Source organism: Clavibacter sepedonicus, assembly GCF_000069225.1.
GTDB lineage: Bacteria > Actinomycetota > Actinomycetes > Actinomycetales > Microbacteriaceae > Clavibacter > Clavibacter sepedonicus.
The window spans coordinates 1,439,329-1,456,295 of record NC_010407.1; the positions used below are offsets into that span (position 1 = coordinate 1,439,329).

Consider the following 16,967-nt stretch of genomic DNA (forward strand, 5'->3'; position numbering starts at 1 on the left):
AGATGACGGACGCTCCCCTCCACGACGGCCAGGCGCACGCGCGACCCGACTACCTGCACAGCTGGCACGACGACTGGACGGGCCTCCGCGTCGCGGTCCTCGGCCTCGGCCGCACGGGCTTCTCGGTGGCCGACACCCTGATCGAGCTCGGCGCGGACGTGCTCGTGGTCGCCGCCGACACGTCACCCGAGCGGCTGGCGCTGCTCGACGTGATCGGCGGGCGCCTGGTGCGCCCCACCGACGAGGAGCCCGTGCCCGCCGAGCTCGTGGCCTTCGCACCCGAGCTCGTGGTGGTGTCGCCCGGCTACGCGCCCACCCACCCGCTGCCCGCGTGGGCGACGGACGCGGGGATCCCGCTGTGGGGCGACATCGAGCTCGCCTGGCGCGTGCGCGACAAGACGGGCACGCCCGCCGAGTGGATCACCATCACCGGCACTAACGGCAAGACCACGACCACGCAGCTCACGGCAGCTCTCCTCCAGGAGGGTGGCGTCCGCGCGGTCCCGTGCGGGAACATCGGCCTGCCCGTGCTCGACGTGGTCCGCCACCCGGACGGCTTCGACGTGCTCGTCGTCGAGCTCTCGAGCCACCAGCTGCACTACATGCGCGAGGTGCGGCCGTACTCGAGCGCCTTCCTCAACCTGGCCGACGACCACCTCGAGTGGCACGGATCCCGGCAGGCGTACGCCGCCGCCAAGGGCCGCGTCTACGCCGACACGCGCGTCGCGTGCGTCTACAACCGCGCCGACCGCGCCACCGAGGACGCCCTCCGCCACGCCAACGTCCAGGACGGCGCGCGCGCCATCGGGTTCGGGCTCGACGCGCCGGGGCCGAGCGACCTCGGCATCGTCGACGACATCCTCTGCGACCGCGCGTTCCTGGAGGAGCGGTTCACGAGCGCCCTCGAGCTGACCACGCTCGACGAGCTGCGCGCGGTCGGGCTGGCCGCCCCGCACATCGTGCAGAACGTCCTGGCCGCGGCCGCCCTTGCCCGGTCCTATGGCGTCTCGCCGGCGGTCGTGCGGCAGGCGCTCCAGCGCTTCGAGCTCGACAGCCACCGCATCGAGCGGATCGGGGAGCGCGACGGCGTCGCGTTCGTCGACGACTCGAAGGCCACCAACCCGCACGCCGCGTCCGCGTCGCTCGCGGCGTTCCCCTCGGTGGTGTGGCTCGTCGGCGGCCTCCTCAAGGGCGTCGAGCTCGACGACCTGATCCGGGCGCACGCGGCACGCCTACGCGCCGCGATCGTGATCGGCGTCGAGCGTGCCGAGCTGCTCGCGGCATTCGCGCGACACGCGCCCGACGTCACGGTCCTCGAGGTGGCCGAGAGCGACACTGATGAGGTCATGCGGTCCGCCGTGCGGCTCGCGGCGGGCGTGGCCCGGGAGGGCGACACCGTCCTGCTGGCCCCGGCGGCGGCATCCATGGACCAATTCACCGACTACGCCGATCGCGGACGCCGATTCCGGGCCGCGGTCGACCACCACCTGGGAGGTGCGGCGGATGACACTGCCCCCGAGAACGACGCGGACCCCTCGCGCGGCTGACGCGCCGGGCCTCCGCGGTCCGCGCACCCCGCAGGCGACCGACGAGCCCACGCAGGAGGGGACGCAGCGCCGCGGCCTCGCCGCGCGGATCCACCTCGGCCGCGCCTTCCACGCGGAGAGCGGCTCCTACTTCCTGCTGCTCGGCACGACGCTCTTCCTCGTGGTCTTCGGTCTGGTGATGGTGCTGTCGTCGTCGAGCATCGACTCGTTCGTGGCCGGCGGCGGCTTCTTCGGCATCTTCCTCAAGCAGGGCATGTTCGCGCTCATCGGCGTGCCGCTCATGCTCCTGGTCTCGCTGGTGCCGCCCATGTTCTGGAAGCGCTGGGCGTGGGTGCTCCTCCTCGCGGCATCCGCCGTGCAGCTGCTCGTCTTCGGCCCCATGGGCGTGAAGGTCGGCGAGAACATCGGCTGGATCCGCATCGCCGGCACCACGTTCCAGCCCGCCGAGCTCATCAAGGTGGGCCTCGTGATCTGGTTGGCGTTCATCCTCGCGAGGAAGCGCCACCTGCTGCGCACCTGGCCGCACATCCTCATCCCCGTGCTGCCCGTCGCGGGCGGGGCCGTCGGCCTCGTCGCGCTCGGGGGCGACCTGGGGACCGTCATCATCATGGCGAGCATCGTGCTCGGCGCCCTGTTCTTCGCGGGCATCCCCATCGGCAAGCTCACGCTCATGCTCACGATCGGCTCCGTGCTCGCCGTGCTCATGACCGTCATCAGCGACAGCCGCATGCGCCGCGTCACCGAGTTCCTCACCGGCCAGTGCGACTACGCGGGCGGCTGCTGGCAGTCGACCCACGGCCTGTACGCGCTGGCGGCCGGCGGGATCTTCGGCGTCGGCCTCGGCAACTCGAAGGCCAAGTGGATGTGGCTGCCCGAGGCCGACAACGACTACATCTTCGCGATCATCGGCGAGGAGCTCGGCCTCATCGGCGCGATCGTCGTCATCCTCCTGTTCGTGGTCCTCGCCATCGGCTTCATCCGCGTGATCCGCGCCAACACCGACACGTTCGCCCGCGTCGCGACGGGCGCCGTCATGACGTGGATCATCGTGCAGGCGTTCGTGAACATCGGCGTGGTGCTGAACCTGCTCCCGGTGCTCGGGGTGCCGTTGCCGTTCGTGTCGTCCGGAGGCTCGTCGCTCGTGACGACGCTCGTCGCGATGGGCATCGTGCTGGGCTTCGCGCGGCGGCCCACGACGGAGGAGTCGCCCGACGTCGTGCCCGCCGTCATCGGGATGCGCTCGTGACCGTCTACCTGCTCGCCGGCGGCGGCACCGCGGGGCACGTGAATCCGCTGCTCGCTGTGGCCGACGAGCTGCGCGCCCGCGAGCCGGGGTCGACGATCCTCGTCCTCGGCACGCGCGAGGGCCTCGAGTCGCGGCTCGTCCCGGCGCGCGGCTACGAGCTGCTGACCATCGCGCGCCTGCCGTTCCCGCGTCGCCCGAACGGTGCTGCCGTGCGCTTCGCGCCGGCGTTCACGCGGGCCGTCGGGCAGATCCGCCGCATGATCGCCGAGCGCGGCGTCGACGTGGTGGTCGGCTTCGGCGGCTACGCGGCCGCGCCCGCCTACCTCGCCGCGCGCCGCTCGGGGGTCCCCGTCGTCGTCCACGAGGCCAACGCGTCGCCCGGGCTCGCCAACCGGCTGGGCGCCCGCGTCGCGACCGCCGTGGGGATCACGTTCCCCGGCACGGCGCTCGGCCCGCGCGCCGAGGTCGTCGGCATGCCGCTCCGCCGCGAGATCGCGACCCTCGACCGCGACGCCGTCCGCGACGCCGCGCGCGCCGAGCTCGGCCTCGACGCCGACCGGCCGACGTTGCTCGTCACGGGCGGATCCACGGGCGCCCGCAGCCTCAACCGCACGGTGGTGCAGGTGGCCGAGCGCATCACGGCGACGGGCGCGCAGATCCTCCACATCGTCGGCGGCGCACAGGAGTTCACCGACCCGGGCGTCGAGCGCTACCACGTGGTCGGCTACTCCGACCGGATGGAGCTCGCCATCGCCGCGGCCGACCTCGTCGTCTCCCGCGCGGGCGCCGGCGCCCTGTCCGAGCTCACTGCCGTCGGCATCCCCGCGGTCTACGTGCCGTACCCGGTCGGGAACGGCGAGCAGGCCGTCAACGTCCGCGGCGTCGTCGCGGCCGGCGGCGGGATCGTCGTGGCCGACGCCGACTTCACCCCCGACTGGGTGCTCGCGCACGTCGTCCCGCTCCTGTCCGACCCGGCGGCGCTCGCGCGCATGTCCGAGGCGGCGGCCTCCGTCGGCACGCGCGACGGCGCGGCCCGCATGGCCGACCTCGTCCGCGACGCCGTCGCGTCCCGACCCTCCCGGCCCGCCGTGCGGCGCTGACCGCGCGCCGCCGCCCGCCCGCTTCCCACCTCCCGAGGAGACCGCACGTGATCGCACCCGACCTGACCATGGACATCCCGACCGAGCTCGGGCGCGTCCACTTCGTGGGCATCGGCGGGTCCGGCATGAGCGGGATCGCCCGCCTGTTCCTCGCCGCCGGGCACCGCGTCACCGGATCCGACTCTCGCGACTCCGACGCCGTGCAGGCGCTCCGGGAGCTGGGCGCCGAGATCCACGTCGGCCACGACGCCGCGCACGTGGGCGACGCCGACGCGCTCGTCGTCACGGGCGCGCTCTGGCAGGACAACCCCGAGTACGTGCTCGCGAAGGAGCGGGGCCTGCCGATCCTGCACCGCTCGCAGGCGCTCGCCTGGCTCATCTCGGGGCAGCGCCTCGTCGCGGTCGCCGGCGCCCATGGCAAGACCACCTCGACGGGCATGATCGTCACCGCGCTCCTCGAGGCGGGCCGCGACCCGTCCTTCGTGAACGGCGGCGTGATCGGCGGCATCGGCGTCTCGAGCGCCCCCGGATCCGAGGAGCTGTTCGTCGTCGAGGCCGACGAGTCCGACGGCTCGTTCCTCCTCTACGACACGGCCGTCGCGCTCATCACGAACGTCGACGCCGACCACCTCGACCACTACGGCTCGCACGAGGCCTTCGACGACGCGTTCGTGCGCTTCGCGAGCGCCGCCTCGGAGCTCGTCGTCATCTCCAGCGACGACCCCGGCGCGCGCCGCGTGACCGCCCGCATCGAGGGCCGCGTCGTGACCTTCGGCGAGGACCCCGCCGCCGACATCCGGATCACCGACATCGTCACCGACGGCCCCGTCGCCTTCACCCTCACGCACGACGGCGTCTCCCGCCGTGCCGCGCTCCGCGTCCCCGGACGCCACAACGCGATCAACGCCGCGGGCGCCTACGCCGTGCTCGTGGGCCTCGGCGTGGATCCCGACGACGCCATCGCCGGCCTGGCCGGCTTCTCCGGCACCAGCCGGCGCTTCGAGCTGCACGCGGAGGTCCGCGGCGTCAGCGTCTACGACGACTACGCGCACCACCCCACCGAGGTCCGCGCGGCGCTCGAGGCCGCGCGCACGGTCGTGGGGGAGGGGCGCATCATCGCCGTCCACCAGCCGCACCTCTACAGCCGCACGCAGATGATGGCCGGCGACTTCGCGCGCGTCTACGAGGAGCTGGCCGACCACACGATCGTGCTCGACGTCTTCGGCGCCCGCGAGGACCCGATCCCGGGCGTCACCGGCGCCCTCGTCTCCGAGCGCTTCGCCGATGCGAGCCACGTCGACTACCTGCCCGACTGGCAGCAGGCCGCCGACCGCGCGGCCGAGATCGCGCGGGACGGCGACTTCATCGTGACCCTCAGCTGCGGCGACGTGTACCGGATCATCCCGCAGGTGATCGGCGCCCTCGAGCGTCCCGCCGGATCCGCGCAGCCCGCCGCGTCCTCCCGGCCCCGCGAGTGAAGCGGCCCGAGGGCTTCGACCGGCCGCGGGTCCCGAAGCCGCCCGCGCCCGACGCCCCCACCGGCTCGGCCGAGGCGGAGGCCCGTGGTCGCCGCGGATCCCGCCCCGCCGCGCCCGTGACGCCCACGCCCCCGCCCGCGACGCGCGCGCCCACATCCCCCGCGACGCCCGCCCCCACGCCGCCCGCGCCCCCGCGCCCCCGCGCGGCCTGGCGCGACGACGACGAGCCCGACACCGAGCCGATCGTCCTGCCGCACCTCGCGCAGGCGCCGGTCGAGGCACCGCCCGTGCCGCGCACGGGCCGCGAGCCCGAGACGTCCCGCACCGGCGGCCTGGCCGGGCGGCTCGGCGCACGGGCGCGCCGGACCGCGGAGACCGCGGCCGCCGCGAAGCCGCTCCGCCGACGCACCCACGCGGACGTGGACGGGGAACCCACGCCCCGGTCCCACCGCCCCGCCCGCCCCGCGAGCGCGGCCACCGGCGACGCGGAGGCGCGCCGCCAGCTGCGGCGAGCCCGTCGCGAGCGGCAGCGCTACGAGCGCCAGGAGGTGCGCCGCTTCACCCAGCGCACCCGTCGTCGCCGCGCCGGGCTCCTCGGCGCGCTCGGCGCCGTCCTCACCCTGGCGATCGTCGTCGGCATCGCCGTGTACTCGCCGCTGCTCGCCCTCCGCACCGTCGAGGTGGAGGGCGCCGACCGCGTCTCGCCGCAGAGCATCCAGGCGGCGCTCTCCGACCAGGTCGGCACGCCGCTCCCGCTCGTCGACCTCGACCGCGTCGGGGACGAGCTCCGCGCGTTCCCCCTCATCCGCAGCTACAGCACCGAGAGCCGCCCCCCGTCGACGCTCGTGATCCGCATCGTCGAGCGCACGCCCGTGGCCGTGATCCAGTCGGGCGCGGGCTTCGACCTCGTGGATCCCGCGGGCATCACGATCGAACGCGCCACGGCGCGCCCCGACGGCTACCCGCTCATCGACCTGCCGAGCGCGGACTTCTCGTCCCCTCGCTTCCAGGCCGCGGCCGCCGTGCTCGTGGCGCTGCCCGCGGACTTCCTGCCGCAGGTCGACAGCATCCAGGCGAACACGACCGACGACGTGATGCTCACCCTCCGCAGCGGCAAGAAGGTGCTGTGGGGGAGCGGCGAGCGCTCGGTCGACAAGGCGCAGGTGCTGCAGGCGCTCGTGAAGGCCCGCGGCGACGTGGGCTCCTACGACGTGTCGGCACCCGACGCGCCCGTCGCCGGACCCTGATCCCGACCGGCCTTCGCGACACGCGGCACGGGAGTCGTCTCCCCGACCCCGAGCCCCCTAACGTCGGGATCAGGAAATGCATACTGAGTAAACTCTAAGCCTCCACCGGAGGTCGAAGGTTCTAGCGGAGGCCCGTCGTGTCGAACAACCAGAACTACCTCGCCGTCATCAAGGTCGTCGGCATCGGCGGTGGCGGCGTGAACGCCGTGAACCGCATGATCGAGCTGGGTCTGCGGGGCGTGGAGTTCATCGCGATCAACACCGACGCGCAGGCGCTGCTCATGAGCGACGCCGACGTCAAGCTCGACGTCGGCCGCGAGATCACCCGCGGCCTCGGCGCGGGCGCCGACCCCGAGGTCGGCCGTCGCGCCGCCGAGGACCACGCGGAGGAGATCGAGGAGGCGCTGGCCGGCGCGGACATGGTCTTCGTCACCGCGGGCGAGGGCGGCGGCACCGGCACCGGCGGCGCGCCCGTCGTGGCCCGCATCGCGAAGTCGATCGGCGCGCTCACCATCGGCGTCGTCACGAAGCCGTTCGGCTTCGAGGGCAAGCGCCGCTCGGCGCAGGCCGAGCTCGGCGTGGCGACGCTGAAGAACGAGGTCGACACGCTCATCGTCGTCCCGAACGACCGCCTGCTGGAGATCAGCGACCGCGGCATCAGCATGCTCGAGGCTTTCGCGACCGCCGACCAGGTGCTCCTCGCGGGCGTCCAGGGCATCACCGACCTCATCACGACCCCCGGCCTCATCAACCTCGACTTCGCCGACGTCAAGTCGGTGATGCAGGGCGCCGGATCGGCCCTCATGGGCATCGGGTCGTCCCGCGGCGCCGACCGGTCCATCAAGGCCGCCGAGCTCGCGGTCGCGTCGCCGCTGCTCGAGGCGAGCATCGAGGGCGCGCACGGCGTGCTGCTCTCGATCCAGGGCGGATCCAACCTCGGCATCTTCGAGATCAACGACGCGGCCAAGCTCGTGCAGGAGGCCGTGCACCCCGAGGCCAACATCATCTTCGGCGCGGTCATCGACGACACCCTCGGCGACGAGGTGCGCGTCACCGTCATCGCCGCGGGCTTCGACGGCGGCGAGCCGGCCTCCAAGGTCGAGAACCGCCGCAGCGGCTTCGTCGCCGCGGGCGGAGGAGCGGTCGCCGCTCCCGAGGCCGTCGAGTCCGCGCCTGCCCGCCCGCACGCGGAGGCGCCCGTCGCGTCCGTCCCCGCGAGCGACCCGACGTTCGAGGACGACGGCGACGACCTGGACATCCCCGACTTCCTGAAGTGAGCGACGCCCCGCTGACCGGCGGCGCGCACGCGTCGGACGCCGACCCCGGCGAGGCCCACCCCGGCCTCGCCGAGCGGTGGGCGTCCGTGCAGGCGGACGTCGCCGACGGGATCCGCGCCGCGGGCCGCCGACCCGACGAGGTCACGACGATCGTCGTCACCAAGTTTCAGCCGGTCTCCCTCCTCCGCGCCCTCGTCGACCTCGGCGTCCGCGACCTCGGCGAGAGCCGCCACCAGGAGGCGCAGGGCAAGGCCGCGGAGCTCGAGGGCTCGGGTGTCGCCTGGCACTTCGTCGGCCAGCTCCAGGGCAAGAAGGCCAGGCAGGTGAGGCGCTACGCCTCGGTGATCCACTCCGTCGACCGCCCCTCCCTGATCGATGCCCTGTCCTCCGACGAGCAGGAGACGCGCGTGTTCCTGCAGGTCAACCTCACGGCCGACGAGGGGCGCGGCGGCGTCCCGCCCGCCGAGGCCGAGGCCCTCGCGGAGCACGCGGCGGCCGCCCCCGGCATCCGCGTCCTCGGCGTCATGGCGGTCGCCCCCGACGACGGCGAGCCCCGGCGCGCGTTCGCGCGCCTGCGCGGCATCTCCGACGACGTGCGCCGCATCCTGCCCGACGCGCGCGCCATCTCCGCCGGCATGTCCGGCGACCTCCGCGAGGCGCTCCTCGAGGGCGCGACACACCTTCGGATCGGTTCGGCAATCACGGGAAAGCGACCCGGCGGCCCTTAATGTCGACAGTGCGGTCCGGTTCGTCAGGCCGAAACGGAAAGAGGAATGATGGCCAACCCACTTCGCAAGACCATGGTGTACCTGGGACTCGCCGACGAGGAGCTCGACTACCAGCAGGGGCAGCAGCCCGCGCAGCAGCAGCAGTCGCCTGTGCAGGCCGTCCCGACGCCCGTCCCCGCTCCCCAGCAGCAGGCCAAGCGCGCACCCGTCACCCCCCTGCACAAGCCCTCGACCACCACAAGGAATGCGGCGCCGGCTGAAATGAACGAGATCCTCACCGTCCACCCCAAGGCCTACAAGGACGCGCAGGTCATCGCCGAGAACTTCCGCGAGGGCGTGCCGGTCATCATCAACCTCTCGCAGATGACGGACGACGACGCGCGCCGCCTCATCGACTTCGCCAGCGGCCTGTCCATCGGCCTCTACGGCAAGATCGAGCGCGTGACCGCCAAGGTCTTCCTCCTGTCGCCGTCGCACGTCGCCGTGTCCGGCGAGCAGTCGGCCACCGAGGCCGAGGTCGAGGCCTCCTTCTTCGGACGCTGATCCACCGCGCCCCCGAGATGGCGGGCGCCGACGGGACCTCCCATCGGCGCCCGCCATACTTCTGTCCGTGCTCATCGTCACCATCATCGCCACCGTCCTGTGGTTCGCCCTCCTGGCGTTCATCATCTGCATGTGGGGCCGGTTCGTCCTCGACCTGGTCCAGTCGCTGTCCCGGCAGTGGCGTCCGCGCGGTGCGATGCTCATCGTCGCCGAGGCCTCGTACACGGTCACGGATCCGCCCATCGGCCTCGTCCGCCGGCTCATCCCGCCGCTGCGCCTCGGCCCGGTCGCGCTCGACTTCGGCTGGATGATCACCATGCTCGTGGCGATCATCCTGTTCAACGTCGCCAGCGGCTTCATCCGCTGACCCACGGGCGCCGCGTCCGCTGATCCGCGCGCGGGTCCCCGGAGCGATGCGTTCCGCTGATAACGTTGGGTCGCACGTTGTCCCGAATCCCCGTCCGCACCTGCGGACCCCGCTCTACGCACAAAAGAGGTGGCAGGCCATGGCTCTCACTCCTGAAGACGTCGTCAACAAGCGTTTCCAGCCGACCAAGTTCCGCGAGGGATACGACCAGGACGAGGTCGACGACTTCCTCGACGAGGTGGTCGTCGAGCTGCGACGCCTCCACCAGGAGAACGAGGAGCTGCGCCAGCGCCTCGGCTCGGGCGACGCCGCCCCGGCCGCGACGACGGTCATCGACACCCCCGCGCCCGCCGCGGTCGAGCAGGCCCCCGTCGTCGTCGAGCCCGAGCCCACGCCGGAGCCCGAGCCGGCCCCGGTCGTCGCCCAGGCGCCCGCCGCTGCCCCCGCCGCGGACGAGGACGACGAGACCTCCAGCACCAGCAGCCTCCTCAAGCTCGCCCGCAAGCTCCACGAGGAGCACGTCCGCGAGGGCATCGAGAAGCGCGACGCGCTCGTCGCCGAGGCGCACGCCACCGCCGCGCGCATCGCCGCCGAGGCCGAGGCCGAGCAGCGCTCGAAGACCGCCATTTTGGAGAAGGAGCGCCAGGTCCTCGAGGGCCGCATCGACGAGCTCCGCACGTTCGAGCGCGAGTACCGCACGAAGCTCAAGGGCTACATCGAGGGCCAGCTCCGCGAGCTCGACTCCGCCGGTTCCACCGAGGCGCCCGCCACCGCCTCGTTCGGCAACTAGCACCGCACCACCCGCACGCCCGACGGCGGCGTGGGACTCAGGCTCCAGCGAGCCACGGGGTCCCGCGTCGCCGTCGTCGTTCGCGCAGCCACCGTCACCGCTGCACCGCCAGCACCGCATCGCACCGGAAGAGGTCACCCGATGGAGCACCGCACCATGCCCGTCCCCGACGGACTCGACGGGCAGCGCGTCGACGTGGGCCTCGCCCGGCTCCTCGGCTTCTCCCGCAGCTTCGCGGCCGAGGTCGCGGAGGCCGGCGGCGTCACGCAGGACGGGCGCGAGGCCGGCAAGTCCGACCGGCTCGTCGGCGGATCCATGCTCGCCGTCAGCTGGCAGCCGAGGCAGGAGCCGTCGGTCGTGCCGCTCGCGGTCCCCGACCTCGGCATCGTGCACGACGACGACGACATCGTCGTCGTCGACAAGCCCGTCGGCGTCGCGGCCCACCCGAGCGTCGGCTGGACCGGGCCCACCGTCCTCGGCGCGCTGGCCGCCGCCGGCTTCCGCCTGAGCACATCCGGCGCGGAGGAGCGGCAGGGCATCGTGCACCGGCTGGACGCGGGCACCAGCGGCCTGATGGTCGTGGCCAAGACCGAGCGCGCCTACACGGAGCTCAAGCGGCAGTTCCACGACCGCGAGGTCGAGAAGGTCTACCACGCGGTCGTGCAGGGTCATCCGGATCCGCTCGCGGGCACCATCGACGCGCCCATCGGCCGCCACCCCCGCAGCGACTGGAAGTTCGCGGTCACCGCCGACGGCAAGCCGTCCGTCACGCACTACGAGACGCTCGAGGCGTTCCGGCGCGCGGCGCTGCTCGAGGTGCACCTGGAGACGGGCCGCACCCACCAGATCCGCGTGCACATGGCCGCCCAGCGCCACCCCTGCGTGGGCGACGCGATGTACGGCGCCGACCCCACCATCTCGGCCCAGCTCGGCCTCCAGCGGCAGTGGCTGCACGCGATGCGGCTCGACATCACGCACCCCGCCACGGGCGATCGTGCGTCGTTCTCGAGCACCTACCCGGCCGACCTGCAGCACGCGCTGGACGTCCTGCAGGACTGACGCGCGACACGCCCGGAGCGCCTCCGGGAGCCTGCCTATGATTGCTGCACCGCCGACCGATCAGTAGAAGAGACCCGTGCCCCGCAACGACTCGTTCGTCCACCTCCACGTCCACAGCGAGTACTCCATGCTCGACGGGGCGGCCCGCGTCGGCCCGCTCGTGCAGGCAGCGGCCGAGCAGGGGATGCCGGCCGTCGCGATCACCGACCACGGCAACGTGTTCGGCGCGTTCGACTTCTGGAAGCAGGCGAAGGCCGCGGGCGTCAAGCCCATCATCGGCACCGAGGCGTACATCACACCGGGCACCCACCGCGGCGACCGCACCCGCATCCGGTGGGGCAATGGCGGCCAGGATGACGTCTCCGGATCCGGCGCGTACACGCACCTGACGATGCTCGCCGAGACGACCGAGGGCATGCACAACCTGTTCCGGCTCTCGTCGCGCGCCTCGCTCGAGGGCTACTACTTCAAGCCCCGCATGGACCGGGAGCTCCTCAGTACCTACGCCAAGGGCCTCATCGCCACCACCGGCTGCCCGTCCGGCGAGGTGCAGACGCGCCTCCGGCTCGGCCAGTACGACGAGGCCGTGAAGGCCGCCGCGGACTTCCGCGACATCTTCGGGGCCGAGAACTACTTCTGCGAGGTCATGGACCACGGGCTCGGCATCGAGCGCCGCATCATGACCGACCTCCACCGCCTGGCGAAGGACCTCGGCCTCCCGCTCGTCGCCACCAACGACCTGCACTACACGCACGAGCACGACGCGACGAGCCACGCGGCGCTCCTCTGCGTCCAGTCCGGCACGACGCTCGACGACCCCAACCGCTTCAAGTTCGACGCCGACGAGTTCTACCTGAAGACCGCGCAGCAGATGCGCCACCTCTTCCGCGACCACGAGGAGGCGTGCGACAACACGCTCCTCATCGCCGAGCGGTGCGACGTCCAGTTCAACGAGTCCGCCAACTACATGCCGCGCTACCCCGTGCCCGAGGGCGAGAGCGAGCAGACCTGGTTCGTCAAGGAGGTCGAGCGCGGCCTCGTCAGGCGCTACCCGCGCGGCTTCTCCGACGACGTGCGCAAGCGTGCCGACTACGAGGTCGGGGTCATCGCGCAGATGGGATTCCCGGGCTACTTCCTCGTCGTCGCGGACTTCATCAACTGGTCGAAGGAGAACGGGATCCGCGTGGGCCCCGGCCGCGGATCCGGCGCCGGCTCGATGGTCGCGTACGCCATGGGCATCACCGACCTCGACCCGCTGGAGCACGGCCTGCTGTTCGAGCGGTTCCTCAACCCCGACCGCGTCTCCATGCCCGACTTCGACGTCGACTTCGACGACCGTCGCCGCGGCGAGGTCATCCGCTACGTGACCGACAAGTACGGCGACGAGCGCGTGGCGCAGATCGTCACGTACGGCACCATCAAGGCGAAGCAGGCGCTGAAGGACTCGAGCCGCGTGCTCGGCTACCCGTTCTCCATGGGCGACAAGCTCACCAAGGCCATGCCGCCCGCGATCATGGGCAAGGACATCCCGCTGTCCGGCATCCTCGACACCGAGCACCCGCGCTACCGCGAGGCCGGCGACTTCCGCGAGGTGCTCGCGATGGACCCGGAGGCGCAGAAGGTCTTCGAGACCGCGCAGGGGATCGAGAACCTCAAGCGCCAGTGGGGCGTGCACGCGGCCGGCGTCATCATGTCGAGCGAGCCGCTCATCGACATCATCCCGATCATGAAGCGGGAGCAGGACGGCCAGATCGTCACGCAGTTCGACTACCCCGCGTGCGAGTCGCTCGGCCTCATCAAGATGGACTTCCTGGGGCTGCGCAACCTCACGATCATCGACGACGCGCTCAACAACATCGAGTCGAACCGCGGCGAGAAGCTCGTGCTCGAGGACCTGGGCCTCGACGACCAGGGGGCGTACGACCTGCTCGCCCGCGGCGACACCCTCGGCGTCTTCCAGCTCGACGGCGGTCCCATGCGCTCGCTCCTGCGCATGATGAAGCCCGACAACTTCGAGGACATCTCGGCCGTCATCGCGCTCTACCGCCCCGGCCCCATGGGCGCGAACTCGCACACGAACTACGCGCTGCGGAAGAACGGGCTGCAGGAGATCACCCCGATCCACCCGGAGCTCGAGGAGCCGCTGCGCGAGGTGCTCGGCACCACGCACGGCCTCATCGTGTACCAGGAGCAGGTCATGTCGGTGGCGCAGAAGCTCGCGGGCTTCACGCTCGCGCAGGCCGACCTCCTGCGGCGCGCGATGGGCAAGAAGAAGAAGTCCGAGCTCGACAAGCAGTTCGAGGGCTTCTCGCAGGGCATGAAGGACAACGGCTACTCGATGGCCGCGGTGAAGGCGCTCTGGGACATCCTGCTGCCGTTCTCCGACTACGCCTTCAACAAGGCGCACTCCGCGGCGTACGGCGTCGTCTCCTACTGGACCGCCTACCTCAAGGCCCATTACCCGGCCGAGTACATGGCGGCGCTGCTCACGAGCGTCGGCGACTCCAAGGACAAGATGGCGCTGTACCTCAACGAGTGCCGCCGCATGGGGATCAAGGTCCTCCCGCCGGACGTCAACGAGTCGATCGGCTTCTTCGCGGCGGCCGGGGCCGACATCCGCTTCGGGCTGGGCGCTGTGCGCAACGTCGGCGCGAACGTGGTCGAGGCGCTCCGCGGCGCCCGCACCGAGCAGGGCGCATTCGAGTCGTTCGACGACTTCCTCAAGAAGGTCCCGCTGCCGGTCGCCAACAAGCGGACGGTCGAGTCGCTCATCAAGGCCGGCGCGTTCGACTCGCTGGGCGACACCCGCCGGGCGCTGCTCGAGGTGCACGAGGGCATGATCGACGCCTCCGTCAGCGACAAGCGCGCGGCCATGAACGGGCAGGTCGGCTTCGACTTCGACAGCCTCTGGGACGAGCCGCAGCACGCGCGCAAGGTGCCCGAGCGGCCCGAGTGGGCGAAGCGCGACAAGCTCGCGTTCGAGCGCGAGATGCTCGGCCTCTACGTCTCCGACCACCCGCTCGCGGGGCTCGAGATCCCGCTGGCGAAGCTCGCCTCGACGGGCATCGCCGAGCTGCTGGCGACGGACGCGTCGATGGACGGGGAGACGGTCACGCTGGCCGGGCTCCTCACGAGCGTCCAGCACCGCACCGCGCGGAACTCGGGCAACCAGTACGGCATGGTGCAGCTCGAGGACTTCGGCGGCGAGATCACCTGCATGTTCATGGGCAAGGCGTACCAGGAGTTCGCGCCCGCCCTCCAGAGCGACACCGTCGTGGTGATCCGCGGCCGGGTCTCCACGCGCGACGACGGCATGAACATCCACGCGTTCTCGATGTTCCAGCCCGACCTCGGGCAGAGCCTCGGCTCCGGGCCCCTCCTCATCAGCCTCGCGGAGAACCGGGCGACCACGGAGACCGTCATGGGTCTCAACGACGTGCTCATCCGCCACTCGGGCGACACCGAGGTGCGGCTCCAGCTCGTGAAGGGCGACAGCGGGCGGGTGTTCGAGATCCCGTACCCGGTCACGGTGAGCGCGGACCTCTACGGCGAGCTCAAGTCGCTGCTCGGGCCGAACTGCCTGGGGTGATCCGCGGGCTCGGGTCCCCGGGCGCGGGCGCGCCGGACGCCGGAGCCAGGGAAGCCGGCGCCAGTGAGGCCGGCGCCAGACAAGCCTGCGCCAGACAAGCCGGCGTTCAGGCCTCGGCGCCCGGCCGCAGGTAGCGGCGCGCGTGGTACAGGAGCGGTTCGTCGTCCACGCCCGTGCCGCCGTCCTCGATCCGCACGATGACGACGATCGCGCCGTGCACGTGCACCCGCTCGACGATCCGGGCGACCAGGAGCGCCGTCCCGCCCGTCAGCACGGGCAGGCCGTGCGGACCGGGGGACCAGTGGTCTCCCGCGAACCGCTCGGCCGCCGGGCCGCTGAGCCGCTCCGCGAGGTGCCGGTCGCGCGCGCCGAGCACGTGGATCGCGACGTGGTCGGCCGCGGTGATGGCGGCGGCGCTCGACGCCGTGCGCGCGAGGCTGAAGCTGGCGAGCGGCGGATCCGCCGACACGGAGGCGAGCGACGTCGCCGTGAACCCGACGGGGGAGCCGTGCGCGTCGTGCGTCGTGACGACCGCGACGCCCGCGGCATGGCGCCGGAACGCAGCTCGGAAGGCGGCGAGGCCGTCGGCCTCGGCGAGCGTGGTGGCGGGGTGCGCGTCCATGCCTGGAGACGCTAGCCGCCGGATCCGCCCGGCGCCCGCTCGGTAGACTTCCGGAGTCATGATGCGCATCCAGGACCTCCGCGGCACCACGCCCAGCACCGCCGATCTGCTCGACCTCCTCCCGCGTCCGGTCACGGACGTCGCCGTCGCGCTCGACGTGGCGCGCGAGCTCGTCGAGGACGTGCGCACGCGGGGGAGCGCCGCCCTGCTCGACCAGGCGGAGCGGCTCGACCGGGTCCGCCCGGAGTCCCTGCGGGTCCCCGCCGAGGCCATCGCCGACGCGGTCGAAGGCCTCGACCCGGCCGTCCGCGCCGCCCTCGAGGAGGCGATCCGCCGCGTGCGCGTCGGCTCCGCGGCGCAGGTCCCGCCCGAGACGACCACCACGGTCGTGCGCGGCGGCACCATCGTCCAGCGCTGGCAGCCCGTCCGCCGCGTGGGCCTCTACGTGCCGGGCGGCAAGGCCGTCTACCCGTCGAGCGTCGTGATGAACGTCGTCGCCGCGCAGGTCGCGGGAGTGGCCAGCATCGCGCTCGCGTCGCCTGCGCAGGCCGCGCACGGCGGATCGGTGCACCCCGTCATCCTCGGCGCTGCCGGCCTCCTCGGCGTCGACGAGGTCTACGCGATGGGCGGCGCGGGGGCCATCGGCGCGTTCGCGCACGGCGTGCCGGACCTCGGCCTCGAGCCGGTCGACGTCGTCACCGGGCCCGGCAACATCTACGTCGCCGCGGCGAAGCGCGTCGTCCGCGGCGTGACGGGCATCGACTCCGAGGCGGGCACGACCGAGATCCTCGTGATCGCCGACGCGCACGCCGACGCCCGCCTCGTGGCCGCCGACCTCGTCAGCCAGGCCGAGCACGACGAGATGGCGGCGTCCGTCCTCGTCACCGACTCGCCCGAGCTCGCGCGCGCGGTCGACGCCGAGGTGGAGGCGCTGGCCGCGACCACGGAGCACGCGGCCCGCGTCGGCCAGGCGCTCACCGGACCGCAGTCGGCCATCCTCGTGGTCGACGACCTCGCGACGGCGGCCCGCTACAGCGACGCGTACGGCCCCGAGCACCTCTCCGTCCAGACGGCCGACCCCGACGCCCTCCTCGCGCACCTGCACAGTGCCGGCGCGATCTTCCTCGGGCCGCACTCGCCCGTGAGCCTCGGCGACTACCTCGCCGGGTCGAACCACGTGCTCCCCACGGGCGGCCAGGCCCGCTTCGGCTCCGGCCTCGGCGCGTACACGTTCCTCCGCCCGCAGCAGGTCGTGCGCTACGACGCCGACGCGCTGCGCGACGCCGAGCCGATGATCGTCGCGCTCAGCCGGGCCGAGGACCTGCCCGCGCACGGCGACGCGGTGACCGCGCGCCTGACACGCTGACGTATCCT

General features: G+C 72.6%; 14 protein-coding genes. 13 read left to right on the forward strand and 1 reads right to left on the reverse strand.

The window, feature by feature from the left end; translation table 11 throughout:
* Positions 1–2: 2 nt before the first annotated feature.
* From murD to dnaE, 12 genes are all read left to right on the forward strand, one after another.
* Positions 3–1,547, forward strand: a complete 1,545-nt coding sequence (gene murD / locus CMS_RS06780; protein ID WP_012298749.1) for a UDP-N-acetylmuramoyl-L-alanine--D-glutamate ligase — start codon at positions 3–5, stop codon at positions 1,545–1,547.
* Positions 1,504–2,793, forward strand: a complete 1,290-nt coding sequence (gene ftsW / locus CMS_RS06785; protein WP_012298750.1) for a putative lipid II flippase FtsW — start codon at positions 1,504–1,506, stop codon at positions 2,791–2,793. Before murD ends, ftsW begins: the two co-directional genes overlap by 44 nt.
* Positions 2,790–3,893: an undecaprenyldiphospho-muramoylpentapeptide beta-N-acetylglucosaminyltransferase gene (murG, locus tag CMS_RS06790; RefSeq protein ID WP_012298751.1), complete on the forward strand. Its 1,104-nt coding sequence runs from the start codon at positions 2,790–2,792 to the stop codon at positions 3,891–3,893. Before ftsW ends, murG begins: the two co-directional genes overlap by 4 nt.
* Before the next feature lie 47 nt (positions 3,894–3,940).
* Positions 3,941–5,371: a UDP-N-acetylmuramate--L-alanine ligase gene (gene murC / locus CMS_RS06795; RefSeq protein WP_012298752.1), complete on the forward strand. Its 1,431-nt coding sequence runs from the start codon at positions 3,941–3,943 to the stop codon at positions 5,369–5,371.
* Positions 5,368–6,618 carry an FtsQ-type POTRA domain-containing protein gene (locus CMS_RS06800; protein WP_223842751.1) on the forward strand — a complete coding sequence of 417 codons (1,251 nt, stop codon included), beginning with the start codon at positions 5,368–5,370 and terminating at the stop codon, positions 6,616–6,618. Before murC ends, CMS_RS06800 begins: the two co-directional genes overlap by 4 nt.
* Before the next feature lie 137 nt (positions 6,619–6,755).
* Complete coding sequence (gene ftsZ, locus CMS_RS06805) at positions 6,756–7,895, forward strand: cell division protein FtsZ (RefSeq protein ID WP_012298754.1); 1,140 nt, start codon at positions 6,756–6,758, stop codon at positions 7,893–7,895.
* Positions 7,892–8,623 carry a YggS family pyridoxal phosphate-dependent enzyme gene (locus tag CMS_RS06810; protein WP_041464492.1) on the forward strand — a complete coding sequence of 244 codons (732 nt, stop codon included), beginning with the start codon at positions 7,892–7,894 and terminating at the stop codon, positions 8,621–8,623. Before ftsZ ends, CMS_RS06810 begins: the two co-directional genes overlap by 4 nt.
* Positions 8,624–8,671: 48 nt before the next feature.
* The gene (locus CMS_RS06815; RefSeq protein WP_041464928.1) at positions 8,672–9,166 is read left to right on the forward strand and encodes a cell division protein SepF; all 495 of its coding nucleotides are present in this window, start codon (positions 8,672–8,674) and stop codon (positions 9,164–9,166) included.
* A 67-nt stretch (positions 9,167–9,233) separates the two neighbouring features.
* Positions 9,234–9,533 carry a YggT family protein gene (locus CMS_RS06820; protein WP_012298757.1) on the forward strand — a complete coding sequence of 100 codons (300 nt, stop codon included), beginning with the start codon at positions 9,234–9,236 and terminating at the stop codon, positions 9,531–9,533.
* A gap of 139 nt (positions 9,534–9,672) precedes the next feature.
* A complete protein-coding gene (locus CMS_RS06825; RefSeq protein WP_041464493.1) occupies positions 9,673–10,323 on the forward strand; it encodes a DivIVA domain-containing protein in 651 nt (216 codons plus the stop codon).
* 141 nt (positions 10,324–10,464) lie between these two features.
* Complete coding sequence (locus tag CMS_RS06830; RefSeq protein ID WP_041464494.1) at positions 10,465–11,382, forward strand: RluA family pseudouridine synthase; 918 nt, start codon at positions 10,465–10,467, stop codon at positions 11,380–11,382.
* A gap of 127 nt (positions 11,383–11,509) precedes the next feature.
* Positions 11,510–14,971, forward strand: coding sequence for a DNA polymerase III subunit alpha (gene dnaE / locus CMS_RS06835; protein WP_049791988.1), 3,462 nt, complete (start codon positions 11,510–11,512; stop codon positions 14,969–14,971).
* Positions 14,972–15,077: 106 nt separating this feature from the next.
* On the opposite strand, the gene CMS_RS06840 is transcribed toward dnaE, so the two are convergent.
* On the reverse strand, positions 15,078–15,593 hold the full coding sequence (locus CMS_RS06840) for a flavin reductase family protein (protein WP_041464495.1): 516 nt from the start codon (positions 15,591–15,593) through the stop codon (positions 15,078–15,080).
* Between the two features lie 61 nt (positions 15,594–15,654).
* Between CMS_RS06840 and hisD the strand changes: the two genes are divergently transcribed.
* Positions 15,655–16,959 carry a histidinol dehydrogenase gene (gene hisD / locus CMS_RS06845; RefSeq protein ID WP_041464929.1) on the forward strand — a complete coding sequence of 435 codons (1,305 nt, stop codon included), beginning with the start codon at positions 15,655–15,657 and terminating at the stop codon, positions 16,957–16,959.
* The last annotated feature ends 8 nt before the right edge of the window (positions 16,960–16,967 follow it).

Coding starts and splice junctions, on each gene's coding strand:
- murD (WP_012298749.1), top strand. CDS start 3: ATGACGGACGCTCCCCTCCACGACGGCCAGGCGCACGCGCGACCCGAC.
- ftsW (WP_012298750.1), top strand. CDS start 1,504: ATGACACTGCCCCCGAGAACGACGCGGACCCCTCGCGCGGCTGACGCG.
- CMS_RS06815 (WP_041464928.1), top strand. CDS start 8,672: ATGGCCAACCCACTTCGCAAGACCATGGTGTACCTGGGACTCGCCGAC.
- CMS_RS06825 (WP_041464493.1), top strand. CDS start 9,673: ATGGCTCTCACTCCTGAAGACGTCGTCAACAAGCGTTTCCAGCCGACC.
- CMS_RS06830 (WP_041464494.1), top strand. CDS start 10,465: ATGGAGCACCGCACCATGCCCGTCCCCGACGGACTCGACGGGCAGCGC.
- dnaE (WP_049791988.1), top strand. CDS start 11,510: ATGCTCGACGGGGCGGCCCGCGTCGGCCCGCTCGTGCAGGCAGCGGCC.
- CMS_RS06840 (WP_041464495.1), bottom strand. CDS start 15,593: ATGGACGCGCACCCCGCCACCACGCTCGCCGAGGCCGACGGCCTCGCC.
- hisD (WP_041464929.1), top strand. CDS start 15,655: ATGCGCATCCAGGACCTCCGCGGCACCACGCCCAGCACCGCCGATCTG.